The organism is Vibrio sp. A2-1 (assembly GCF_021728355.1).
Lineage (GTDB): Bacteria > Pseudomonadota > Gammaproteobacteria > Enterobacterales > Vibrionaceae > Vibrio > Vibrio splendidus_K.
On the sequence record NZ_JAKKCO010000001.1, the window covers coordinates 764,551 to 776,897 of the forward strand.

At 43.9% G+C, this 12,347-nt stretch carries 12 protein-coding genes; 8 read left to right on the forward strand and 4 right to left on the reverse strand.

Annotation, left to right across the window (positions count from 1 at the left end):
* Window positions 1–275 precede the first annotated feature (275 nt).
* The 4 genes from L3V33_RS03210 to L3V33_RS03225 all read right to left on the reverse strand — a co-directional run bounded on the left by L3V33_RS03210 (window position 276) and on the right by L3V33_RS03225 (window position 5,379).
* The gene (locus L3V33_RS03210) at window positions 276–1,883 is read right to left on the reverse strand and encodes a BCCT family transporter (protein ID WP_054546992.1); all 1,608 of its coding nucleotides are present in this window, start codon (window positions 1,881–1,883) and stop codon (window positions 276–278) included.
* A gap of 231 nt (window positions 1,884–2,114) precedes the next feature.
* Entirely contained in the window at window positions 2,115–3,110 is a 996-nt protein-coding gene (locus L3V33_RS03215) for a membrane dipeptidase (protein WP_237288997.1), read from the reverse strand.
* A gap of 210 nt (window positions 3,111–3,320) precedes the next feature.
* Entirely contained in the window at window positions 3,321–4,781 is a 1,461-nt protein-coding gene (locus tag L3V33_RS03220; RefSeq protein ID WP_065206003.1) for an aldehyde dehydrogenase family protein, read from the reverse strand.
* Window positions 4,782–4,980: 199 nt separating this feature from the next.
* A complete protein-coding gene (locus L3V33_RS03225; protein ID WP_004730412.1) occupies window positions 4,981–5,379 on the reverse strand; it encodes a RidA family protein in 399 nt (132 codons plus the stop codon).
* Between the two features lie 157 nt (window positions 5,380–5,536).
* Here L3V33_RS03225 and L3V33_RS03230 point away from each other — a divergent pair, with 157 nt between their 5' ends.
* The 8 genes from L3V33_RS03230 (at window position 5,537) to atpG (ending at window position 12,327) form a co-directional block, all read left to right on the forward strand.
* Complete coding sequence (locus L3V33_RS03230) at window positions 5,537–6,418, forward strand: LysR family transcriptional regulator (RefSeq protein WP_004730410.1); 882 nt, start codon at window positions 5,537–5,539, stop codon at window positions 6,416–6,418.
* Window positions 6,419–7,314: 896 nt separating this feature from the next.
* On the forward strand, window positions 7,315–7,716 hold the full coding sequence (locus L3V33_RS03235) for a hypothetical protein (RefSeq protein ID WP_004730409.1): 402 nt from the start codon (window positions 7,315–7,317) through the stop codon (window positions 7,714–7,716).
* Window position 7,717: 1 nt separating this feature from the next.
* A complete protein-coding gene (gene atpB / locus L3V33_RS03240; RefSeq protein WP_017082381.1) occupies window positions 7,718–8,488 on the forward strand; it encodes a F0F1 ATP synthase subunit A in 771 nt (256 codons plus the stop codon).
* A gap of 46 nt (window positions 8,489–8,534) precedes the next feature.
* On the forward strand, window positions 8,535–8,771 hold the full coding sequence (gene atpE, locus L3V33_RS03245; protein ID WP_004730405.1) for a F0F1 ATP synthase subunit C: 237 nt from the start codon (window positions 8,535–8,537) through the stop codon (window positions 8,769–8,771).
* A 54-nt stretch (window positions 8,772–8,825) separates the two neighbouring features.
* Window positions 8,826–9,296, forward strand: a complete 471-nt coding sequence (locus L3V33_RS03250) for a F0F1 ATP synthase subunit B (protein WP_004730401.1) — start codon at window positions 8,826–8,828, stop codon at window positions 9,294–9,296.
* 11 nt (window positions 9,297–9,307) lie between these two features.
* The gene (locus tag L3V33_RS03255) at window positions 9,308–9,859 is read left to right on the forward strand and encodes a F0F1 ATP synthase subunit delta (protein WP_009844933.1); all 552 of its coding nucleotides are present in this window, start codon (window positions 9,308–9,310) and stop codon (window positions 9,857–9,859) included.
* Window positions 9,860–9,868: 9 nt separating this feature from the next.
* Window positions 9,869–11,410 carry a F0F1 ATP synthase subunit alpha gene (gene atpA / locus L3V33_RS03260; RefSeq protein ID WP_009844932.1) on the forward strand — a complete coding sequence of 514 codons (1,542 nt, stop codon included), beginning with the start codon at window positions 9,869–9,871 and terminating at the stop codon, window positions 11,408–11,410.
* A gap of 47 nt (window positions 11,411–11,457) precedes the next feature.
* The gene (gene atpG, locus L3V33_RS03265) at window positions 11,458–12,327 is read left to right on the forward strand and encodes a F0F1 ATP synthase subunit gamma (protein WP_012600781.1); all 870 of its coding nucleotides are present in this window, start codon (window positions 11,458–11,460) and stop codon (window positions 12,325–12,327) included.
* Window positions 12,328–12,347: the final 20 nt, after the last annotated feature.

The following is a 12,347-nucleotide window of genomic DNA, read 5'->3' on the forward strand; positions in this document are numbered from 1 at the left end:
AGCATTCGTTATTACTGTATGCTGGTTAGCTTTCACGTTATGTGGGGCAAGCGAGCTCGCCCCTTATTATTTGTCCTGACTAGATCGATTGACCTAAATACGTTGCCGTCCGGTGTATCTTCACCAGTACGGTTTTGCTGTTCCTTTCGGAATTTTTGCATCAGCCTTCTTTCGAAGGCTGATTTTTTCTTATTTAATCAGTTTCTTGTTTTACAGAGCTCTTGTCTTACAGAGCCCTTTTCTTTACAAAATCTGCTCTTTAAAAAGCCTGTTCTTTAAAAACCCTGCTCTTTCGCCATCTTGATTGCGATTTGAGGCGCATTCCAAAGCGATGGCAGTAAGATTATGGACACCGGTACCGCTGTGATTACAATGAACGATTGCAGCGCAGAGATTCCGCCTGAACCTAGGGAAATCAGAATCAATGCTGTTACCCCCATCATCACACCCCAGAAAGTACGAATAATTGCGTTAGGCTCTGTCTCACCACTGACTACCACACTGATGGTGTAAGTCATTGAGTCACCTGTCGTTACGATGAAGATCGTCGTCAAGATCAAGAACAGAATAGAGATAAGCATTGGCATTGGTAATTGCTGAGTTACTGCCAGTAGCGCGCCAGGTAAATTAAAGCCTTCGAACGCTTTACTTACGCTGCCTGGGTCTGCAATTTCAAACGCTAAACCAGAACCACCAACAATGGTGAACCAGAAACATGTTACAAACGGCGCAATAAGACTGATGGTTGATACCAACTGGCGAATACTACGACCACGTGAAATACGTGCGATGAAGATTGCCATCATTGGGCCGTAACCTAAGAACCAACCCCAGAAGAATACTGTCCACCAGCTCAACCAACCTTCGTCACCACGGTATGTTGCCATTGGGATGAAGTTATCTATCATGCTGCCTACACCTTGGATGTAGCCATTGAAAATGAAGTTTGTTGGGCCGAAGATCAGGATGTAGACCATCAATGCCATTGCTAAAATTACGTTGTAACGGCTTAGCATTTGCATCCCGCGGTTAAGACCACTTAATGCAGACAATGTGTAAAGAACGATAGCGAACAAGATGATGATCAGCTGTGTCGTGAAGCCATCTGGAATACCAAACAGTTCGTTCAGGGCATAGCTCACTTGCAGGCCTAAGAAGCCAATCGGACCGATGGTTCCCGCTGCTACTGCAACAATACAACATGCATCAATCAGTGCGCCTGTATGGCCTTTCAGAGCTCTTTCACCTAATACAGGGTAAAGAAGAATACGAGGTTTAAGCGGTAAGCCTTTGTCGTAGTGAAGATGCATAACCACGATAGACGTTAAGCTACCAACGATTGCCCATGCAAGAAAACCCCAGTGCATGAATGATTGTGATAGAGCATTCACCGCGCCTTGTTGTGCATTTTCTTGTGCGCCATACAACGGTGGTGGACTCACATAGTGTGCGATAGGCTCTGCTGCTGCCCAAAATACGCCGCCACCCGCCAGTAGTGTACAGAAGATGATTGCCATCCAGCGGAAGCCATCCATCTCAGGCTTATCGATGCCACCTAGGATAACCTTGCCTGTTCGCCCTGCCGCTAGGCCAAGACCAATAAGAAAAGTCAGAAGAAGAAGCATTTGCCAATAAGGACCGAACACTTTTACAGACCAAGCAAAACCCGTATTTACAAGGCTTGATAACAGCTCGCCATCAAATAGAGCCAGTGCCACGAACAGAGCAATAAAGCCGCCGCTGTACCATAGTGCTGGGTTGGTTAGTCCTAATTTGTCTGAAGTAGATTCAGACTGTGTATTTTGGCTTGTTGTATTACTTGCTGTGTGTGTTTGACCCGCATTTACGTTTGAAGATTTCACGCTATTGGTTAAATCAGACATACTCTGACTCCAGAGGTTTCTTTGCAGCTGTCATTTTAATGATGACTACAAGAGGTGTATTTAACACCTGCCCTATTGTTTTTTGTGTTGGGCAGGCTAATCCATGTTTGGGTTACCGCGTTGCGAAATAGACCGTTGTTCCTTTTGAATAGTTAAATTGGTTACAACAGCACTTCTAAATGAAGGTCAATTAGAAGGCTGCTAATTCGATGATTACTAGTGAGAAAGCACTTAACCCTTGCTTTGAGGCTCTAGGCCATCTTTCAAGAAATTAAACCAGTTTTCTCCCAAGACTTGCCCAGATTCAGATTCGCTGAAACCGTGACGCATCAATCCGTTATAGATGTTTTCCATACCCGCACTACCACAGAACCAAGGCAGCGCATCTGGCCAACCTGAGTTGTTCGCAGAGCCTTCACCGTAGTCCATTGCTTTAGACCAACGACCATTTCTCATCCATTCAAGAACGGCTTGAGGTTGGTTTAAGCATAGGTCACTACCAATACCTAGGTGCTCTACGCCAACCATGTCAGCAGTCGTTGCAACCATTTGGCAGAAATCTTCCAACGTACATTGGCTGCCATTTGGTAGGTGGAATGGGTACAAGCTAAATCCGATCAAGCCACCGCGTGCGGTTAGGGCTTTAATCACATCATTTGATTTATTTCGTAGTGCATCATGAGCAAACGTTGGGTTCGCATGGCTGATACAAATAGGACGAGAAGACAGGTCAATCGCCTCAAGCGTTGAACGCTCGGCACTGTGAGACATATCGATGATCATGCCCACTCGGTTCATCTCTTCGATTGCTTGCTTACCAAAGCGCGTGATGCCTGTGTCGTTCTTTTCGTAGCAACCCGTCGCCAATAAACTCTGGTTGTTGTAAGTAAGCTGCATGATCAAAAGACCTTGCTGACGCATTACTTCGATAAGACCAATCTCATCATCGATTGGAGAACAGTTTTGAGCACCTAGAAAAATGCCGACTTTGCCCGTCGCTTTTGCAGTTTCAACATCAGCCATTGAATGAATCGGCATGATAATGTCTGCATTCTGCTCGAATCTTAAGTTCCATTCTGCAAAGCGAGATAAGGTTTCACGAGCTGTCTCGTGGTAAACCGCGGTAGCGTGAACTGCTGTAATGCCGCTCGCCTTTAGTGTTTGGAAATATTCTCTGTTCCAATTGCAGTATTGCAATCCATCTATAACAATCCGTTGCTGGTACATAACCACTCCTATTGAAAGCTCAGTGTTCTAGCTCGGTTTTGAAAACACGCTCAAATAACATGTTTTCAAAAATGGGTTAAATCACTTGTCTAATTTCGTTTGCTGCTTTGGTTTGGGTGTTGGCCTGACTCTGTGAATCAGGCCAATTCGATAGCAGGATAGCTTGGGACTTTATATCCTCAGCTATCCAATTCTTATATAGAAAGTTGATTAGTAAGGACGCTGGTAAGCTGTCTTCACTACTGTGTAGAACTCTTTCGCGTACTGACCTTGCTCACGAGGACCGAAGCTAGACTCTTTACGACCACCAAACGGTACGTGGTAATCGGTGCCTGCTGTTGGTAGGTTCACCATCACACAACCTGTTTGCGCTTGTTGCTTGAACATTGCGCTAGTGCGTAGGCTTTGAGTAATGATGCCGCCCGTTAGACCAAAGCGAGTATCGTTTGTTGTCGCGATAGCTTCTTCTAGGTCAGCTACACGAATCACGCTTGCCATTGGTGCAAACACTTCTTCTTGGTTCACTTCCCAATCGTTCTTAGTATTCAAGAACAGCGTTGGAGACATGTAGAAACCTTCGTGTTTCATGCTTAGGCGTTCGCCACCAAATGCTAGCTCACCGCCGCTTTGACGTGCTTTCTCAACCCAACCAAGGTTTGCTTCAAGTTGGTTGCCGTCAACAACAGGGCCCATGAATACGCCGTCTTCTAGTGCATGACCCACTTTAAGCTCGCTCATACGCTTGATCAGTGCTTCAACGTATTGGTCGTGAATGCCATCCATAACCACTAGACGAGAAGATGCTGTACATTTTTGACCTGCGCCAGAGAACGAACCTGCGATAGTCGCATCAACAGCTGTTTGGATATCAGCATCATCAGCAACCACAAGTGCGTTCTTACTACCCATTTCTAATTGGCAACGAACGAAGTTTGGCGCTGTAGCCGCCGCAACCTTACGACCTGTATCAACAGAACCGGTAAAGCTCACACCGTTCACTTCTTTAGAGTTGATCAGTGCATCACCTACTTTTGAACCACTACCTAGCACAAGGTTGAACGTGCCTGCTGGCATGCCTTGGCGGTGGATAATCTCAGTTAACGCAACCGCACTTGCTGGTGTTAAGTTTGCTGGTTTCCAGATAACGCTGTTACCGAAAGCCAATGCTGGAGCGATTTTCCAAGCTGCTGTTGCTGTTGGGAAGTTCCAAGGAGAGATGATGCCGATAACACCCACCGCTTCACGAGTCACTTCTACAGAAACGCCAGGGCGTACTGATTCTGCGTTGTCGCCAATTTGACGAAGCACTTCAGCTGCAAAGTACTGGAAGAACTGACCTGCACGGTAAATCTCACCGCGACCTTCAGCAAAAGGCTTACCTTCTTCACGAGAAAGCAACGTACCTAGCTCATCACAACGTGCAATCAGCTCATCACCAATTGCTTGAAGTACTGCTTGCTTACGTTCAATCGGCGTTTTTTCCCACTCTGGTTGAGCGTGCTTTGCCGCTGAAATCGCCTGTTGAACTTGGTCAGCACTTGCTTGTGCGAAGTTACCGATGTTTTCAGAAATATCTGATGGGTTAATGTTCGCAACGGTGCTTACACCCGCTTGCCATTCGCCGCCAATGTAAAGTGCGTTTTCTGCTTGAACATTCTGTAATAGAGTCATCATTCTGTCCTTGTAACGGTTAGGTTGCGGTTGAGTCTGGCAACCATCTGGTTAATTAATAAACTGTTAATATTCAGGTAATTAATTGCTAAAATAAGTCGTAAATTTTGTATCTAAAGTAAACCACGTCGCTTGTATCAATAAACTGCTTCAATTCAAAAGAGTTTTGATCCGCAAATAGCTGTAGTTCACAGTCAAATTATTCAGGTTGAGAGGCCGATGCATAAACCACGAACTCGACCAGCATCTCTTCTCTTGCTAACCCTGCAACGACGACCGCAGCACGGTTTGGATAAGGTGCATTGAAGTATTCTCCGTATACGCTATTTACCGTTTTTAGATATTCACGGTCTGTCACGTAAATCAGAACTTGCAGCACTGAATCCATAGATTCGCCTGCACACTCCAACGTATGAACAAGGTTGTTAAAAGTCTGACGCGTTTGCGCTTCAATACCGCCCTCTACTACTGCGCCAGTTTCATCAATTGGAATCTGCGCTGTGTATAGAGTGCCGTTATTAACGATTGCCCACTCTAGTGGTGCTTTTGAAGCGAAAAGCTCGGTTTTTACTGGGTGTTTTTTAGTTTGTGCGTTCACGATTCCATCCAACTTTGTAACAACTATGTTTCAAGATGGTTAAATACTGCACCTTGACGGCTGATAAATCTAACGGTAAATTTTGTGCATTTGATAAATAAAACCTATCACCTTTGAAAAAGTAAGGTATAGCAAGGCCTAGAGAAGGATTCCTGTCATGAGTATTAAGCTACAACAATTAAAACATTTTGTTTTAGTGGTCGAAGAAGGCGGATTTAGAGCGGCATCTCACCGAGCAAATCGCTCGCAAGCGGCACTCTCAACATCGATAAAAGAGCTAGAAAAAATTCTCGGCCAACCATTGTTTGAAACAGGCAACAAATCGACACTGACACCTTTTGGCGAAATATGTTTACCGAAAATCATTCAATTCTTGAATGTTTACAAAGCATTAGATAACGACCTTCGTGCTGCAGCAGCTGGACAACAAGGGCGAGTTCGAATAGCGAGCGTTCCTTCAGTGGCCGCAAAACTAATCCCTAGTGTTTTAGGGGCTTTTTGCGAAAAGTACCCCAATGTTGAGGTCAGCTTAATTGACGATAATGCGGCAGGTGTGGAAGCGAGATTACTCTCTGGAGAGGTGGATGTTGCCCTCGGAAATAGCTCCCATTTAGAAGAAGAGAGCATTGATTTCACCCCTTTGCTTTCAGATCCTATTGGTGTGGTCTGCCTGAAAGACAACCCTATCGCCTCCCAACGAGAGGGAATAGAGTGGCAAACTTTGTTAAAACAACCCTTCATTCGCAACGGTACTTGTACGCTACTTGACCCAACACCTGCACGAATGCTCAGCGAACAAGCTCTGTATTCAGTAGAGAACATTACTTCTTTGTTTTCGGTGTTAGAGCTCGGGATAGGCGTGACCACGCTACCTAAACTGGCTTTCCCAACCAATGAAACCCGCTTGGTGTGGATTCCATTGATTGACCCGCCCTTACAACGTCAGATCGGTATTTTCAGATTGGCTGACCGTACGATCTCGCCACAAGCACAAGCCTTTCATGACTTGTGCATTCAATACCTAAGCTATGAAGAGTAATAAAGGAACATGAATGAAGGCGCTTCCTATAGGCCTATTGATACGACAAACATCTTTAGATTCCGATTATTTCTGTATTGAAACTGTGATTTTTGGGTCGATGCTCTGCGAATTCGTCCGATAATAATTCGACCCAACCTCAGCGATACCTCTATTTTTGAGTCAATTAACCCGTACTTTTCATCTGTATGTATGTTTCCTCGCCCTTATCATTGACCCTAGATCTTGTTGCATCAGCGGTTGGATGCTGAATTTTTCAGCAAATTTTCATCTTGAACCCGGTGTTGGGCGTGTTGATTCGCGTTCCAATACATCAATAATGAAAATATGATAACGATATTGAAAAGTATTAGCTTAATGATAAGGAGCACCATACTGCTATTTCACTACACAAACGAAACCTTCCAATATCAACAAAACCTTGGTTATACCCCGCTTCGAATACCAACCCGCCATCACATTTAGAAAAGACTCTAAGTCATTGAATATACTTACTTGATAACATTATATCCTGATATTTTTTCTCTCTAATTTTCTGGGTAAAACCTCCCTTTTCTCGCTATAAACAAAGCATTTTAAATATTCATGGATTTAATAATAGAACTATTACTTTCATAAATGAAAAACACTCATTTCAAAAATGGAATTATTGATGCCGATATTTGTCGTTTTGATCACATAATTTTAGGCGTAGTTTATATTTTGTCGAAACGATAGCGAGTTAGTTTTTAACGTTTAATTTCGTCAGGAGATATAAAGCCAGAAAGATTATTTCTTTGTTAACAAGTAAAGGTTTATTAACAAGTCAAATTGCTATTAACAAGTAAGTGCTAGTAACAAAACATATTCAAACTGTGTTTTATATTGACTTACACTGTTAAATATAAGGTTTTATTATGAGGCTTAATGGGATAAGTAGCGACATCCTTGTTGCTGCTAAAAGAGTTGTTCTCTGCCAAATAGTATTAGCCGTCGGTGTAGTTTTATATGAAGTGTTTTTTGGTAATAAAGTAGATATGGAGTCTTCAGCTTTGGGTGTCGTAATCGCGATGTTACCACCGCTGTTTGGTTTTATATATGCAAGCCTTAAGGTGCACAAGAACCCTAATTATAGTTTACGTGACTTAATGCAAATGAGTCGTGTCGTGAAAATAACCTATACGTTCTTAATGTTTATCTTGGCATTCCAGTTTTTTAAATTGGATAACCCAGTAATATTATACGCGTATATTTTCACAATGATTGGGTACTTCTTAACACCATTTATTACTGCCTCTACAAGATCGGAGTACGTGTAGTATGGATCAAGTCACTACCGCTCACGAATACATAGAGCATCACTTAACCTTCTTAACTACAGGTGATGGTTTCTGGGCGTTCAACATTGACTCAATGTTGGTATCTTGGATCACGGGTTTACTGTTTATTGGAGCTTTTCGATATGTAGTGACCAAGGGCACTAGCGGTGTTCCAGGTCGTTTTCAATGTTTTATCGAGCTTATCTTTGATTTCGTTAACAACCTAGTCAAAGAGATTTTTCAAGCGGAGGATAAATTAATAGGGCCACTGGCATTAACCACTTTTGTTTGGGTGTTGTTAATGAATGCAGTCGACCTATTGCCTATAGATTTAATACCAGGGTTAACTCGTGTAATGGGTTTAGAGCACTTTAGAGACCTACCGACAGCGGATGTAAATATCCCAATGTCGATGGCACTCGGTGTGTTTATTTTATTGTTAACTTATACGTTCAAAAATAAAGGTTTGAAAGGCTTTATCAAAGAGCTCACTACTCAGCCATTTGATAACCCTCTTTTATATCCTGTTAACTTTGTTCTTGAATTAATAACATTAATTTCAAAGCCAATATCGCTAGGCTTACGATTATTCGGAAATATGTATGCAGGCGAGATGATATTCATCCTTATCGCACTAATGCCTTGGTGGATGCAATGGGCACTAAGTGTACCATGGGCCTTATTCCACATATTAATCGTATTCTTACAAGCATTTATATTTATGGTACTGACCGTTGTTTACTTAGCAATGGCAACAGAAGAACACCACTAATTAATAACTAAAAAATTAACTAACACATTATTTATCGGAGATACAAATGGATATCGTAAGCGCAGTTTTATATGTAGCAGGTGCATTACTGATCGGTTTAGGTGCAGCAGGTGCAGCATCTGGTATTGGTAACTTAGCAGGTAAATACCTTGAAGGTGTTGCTCGTCAACCAGACCTTACTCCAATGCTTCGTACTCAATTCTTCATCATGATGGGCCTTGTTGATGCTGTACCGATGATCGGTGTTGGTATCGGTCTATACATCATCTTTGCCGTTGCTTAATTGAAAGCTTTGAAAAGATCGATTTGTAAATAATCAAGATTTAGTGAGGAAGGTATGAATTTAAATGCCAGCATGTTTGGTCAAGCAATCTCATTCGTGATTTTTGTTTGGCTATGCATGAAATATGTATGGCCCCCTCTCACCGCGATGTTAGACGAGCGCCAAAAAGAAATCGCTGATGGTTTACGCCACTCAGAGAATGCAGCGAAAGAGCTAGAACTAGCAAAATCAAATGGCGCACAACTCGTCGCAGATGCGAAAAAAAATGTGACCGAACTGATTGAGCAAGGCAAAAAACGCCGCAACGAAATCATCACCTTAGCTCACCAAGAAGGTGAGCAAGAAAAAGCGCGCATCTTAGAGCAAGGTAGAGCTGAGCTAGAAGGCGAACGTCAAAAGTTACGCCGTGAACTTCAGGCGGATATGGCAGATGCTGTTATTCAAAGTGCACAGAAATTGATCAGCAAAAACCTAGATTCTGAAACGAACCGAGCGTTAGTTGATCAAATGATAAGCGAACTCTAAACGGAGGCAATATGTCAGATTACACCAATATTGCTCATCCCTACGCTAAAGCATCGTTCGACTTTGCTTTAGGTGAAAACAAGTTACAAGAGTGGCACTCAATGCTGTCCATTCTTGTGACGGTAGCGGAAGAAGAAACGATCGCTAAGCAGATTTCATCAGCAGAAGGTGTTCACACACAGCAATCTGAAGAACTGGTCAATCTCATCATTCACGTTTGCCAAGGGCTCGTTGATGACCACGTCATTAATCTCATTAAAGTCTTGGCTGAGAATGGCCGTCTTGCCGTGATCAGAGACTTGTTTAACTTGTTCAGCGACCTAAAGGACGAACATGAACGTGTAATCCCTGTCACTGTCACCAGTTCGGAATTGCTTACACAAGATCAAGTTACATCACTCACTGCTGCACTTGAGAAGAAATTAGAGCGTCAGGTTGAAATGGAACAGGTTATTGATGACTCGCTGGTTGGCGGGATCGTAATCAAGGCGGGTGAAACCGTCATCGATGGTTCTTTGAACACATCAATTAACCGATTAGCTCATCAACTTCACGCGAGATAGGTAACAATTATGCAATTAAATTCAAATGAAATCAGCGACCTGATTAAAGATCGCATCTCGAAATTTAATGTGAGCACCGAAGCTCGCAACGAAGGCACCATCGTCTCGGTTCGTGATGGCATCATTACTATTAATGGCCTTGCGGATGTCATGCAGGGTGAGATGATCGAGCTTCCAGGTGGCAAGTACGCTCTTGCACTTAACCTTGACACGCACTCAGTCGGTGCCGTAGTTATGGGCCCCTACACTGACCTATCTGAAGGTATGAAAGTGAAAGGTACTGGCCGTATCTTGGAAGTGCCTGTCGGTAACGGACTGCTTGGCCGTGTAGTGAACACATTAGGCGAGCCAATCGATGGCAAAGGCCCAGTGAGTTGTGACCGACTCGACCCTGTAGAAGTAATTGCACCCGGCGTAATCGAGCGTAAGTCCGTCGATCAGCCAATTCAAACCGGTTATAAAGCCGTTGATACTATGGTGCCTATCGGCCGTGGTCAACGTGAACTTATCATCGGTGACCGTCAGACGGGTAAAACAGCATTAGCTATCGATGCGATCATCAATCAGAAAGATTCTGGCATCAAATGTGTATATGTGGCTATTGGCCAGAAAGCCTCCACTATCGCAAACGTTGTTCGTAAACTCGAAGACCATGATGCGCTTAAAAATACCATCGTTGTTGTGGCGTCAGCATCAGAATCAGCCGCGCTTCAATACCTAGCACCCTATGCAGGTTGCACAATGGGCGAATACTTCCGTGACCGCGGTGAAGATGCACTGATCATCTATGATGACCTATCAAAGCAAGCCGTCGCTTACCGTCAAATCTCATTGCTACTTAAGCGTCCACCGGGTCGTGAAGCCTTCCCTGGCGACGTATTCTACCTCCACTCACGCCTACTAGAACGTGCAGCACGAGTGAATGCGGAATACGTTGAGAAATTCACGAACGGTGAAGTAAAAGGCCAAACAGGCTCATTAACCGCGCTTCCTATCATTGAAACTCAAGCGGGTGACGTATCTGCGTTTGTACCAACCAACGTAATCTCAATTACTGATGGTCAGGTTTTCCTACAAACCCAACTGTTCAACTCAGGCCTACGTCCTGCAGTTGACCCAGGTATCTCGGTATCTCGTGTGGGTGGCGCGGCTCAGTGCAAGATCATCAAGAAACTGTCTGGTGGTATCCGTACATCATTAGCTCAATACCGCGAATTAGCCGCATTTGCTCAGTTCTCTTCTGACTTAGATGACATGACTCGTAAGCAGCTTGACCATGGTGAGCGTGTAACCGAACTGATGAAACAAAAGCAATACTCTCCAATGTCTGTCGCTGAGCAAGCAACGGTTATCTACGCAGCAGAAAAAGGCTATTTGGCTGACGTAGAGTTGAACAAGATTGCGCGTTTTGAAGAAGAATTGATTGCTTACGCGAAAGGTCAAAACCCAGAGTTGTTCGACACCATCAACGCTAATGGTGACTACAACGATGAAATTGATGGCGCTCTTGCAAAGCTTCTCGGTGACTTTGTAGCGTTGAAAGCTTGGTAAACGCTCCGGTTTGTTGGCTGGAAATCAAAACAAATTAGGAGCAGATAATGGCAAATACTAAAGAAATTCGCACCAAGATAGGCAGTGTTAGTAACACTCAGAAAATCACCAGTGCAATGGAGATGGTTGCGGCAAGTAAGATGCGTAAAGTTCAAGACAATATGACGCTAACACGTCCATATGCCGAGAACATGCGTAAAGTTATCTCTCATGTCGCATCAGGGTCGCTGGAATACCAGCACCCCTACCTTCAACAGCGTGAACCAAAACGCGTTGCTTACATCATTATTTCGTCCGATCGAGGCTTATGTGGTGGCTTGAACTCGAACTTGTTCAAGAAAGTGTTAGAAGAAATGGAGATGTGGCGTACCAAAGGCGTTGAAGTAGAAACGACCCTAATTGGTTCAAAAGCTATCTCATTTTTCCAACGCAGCGGCAATGTTATCGCGCAAACGTCAGGTCTTGGTGACGCGCCTAAATTAGAAGACATCTTAGGTACAGTTAACGCGATGCTAGGGCATTACGACGACGAAAAAATCGACAGTTTGTATCTCGTGTATAACCAGTTCATCAACACCATGGTTCAAGAACCAACGACCTTGCAGTTGCTGCCCCACCCTTCAGACTCTGAGGCCGATGGAGGTGCGAAAAAAGCACGTCGTTGGGACTACATCTATGAACAAGCACCAAGAGACATCCTCTCTGAGCTGTTACATCGATACATTGAATCACAAGTGTATCAAGGCATCGTAGAGAGCATTGCCTGTGAGCAAGCAGCCCGAATGGTGGCCATGAAAGCGGCGACCGATAACGCAGGCCAACTCATCGATGATTTGCAGTTGGTATACAACAAAGCGCGACAGGCTGCCATTACCCAAGAACTGAGTGAAATAGTCTCAGGAGCTCAAGCTGTCTAAGGGCAGAAAAGAGTGGGTTA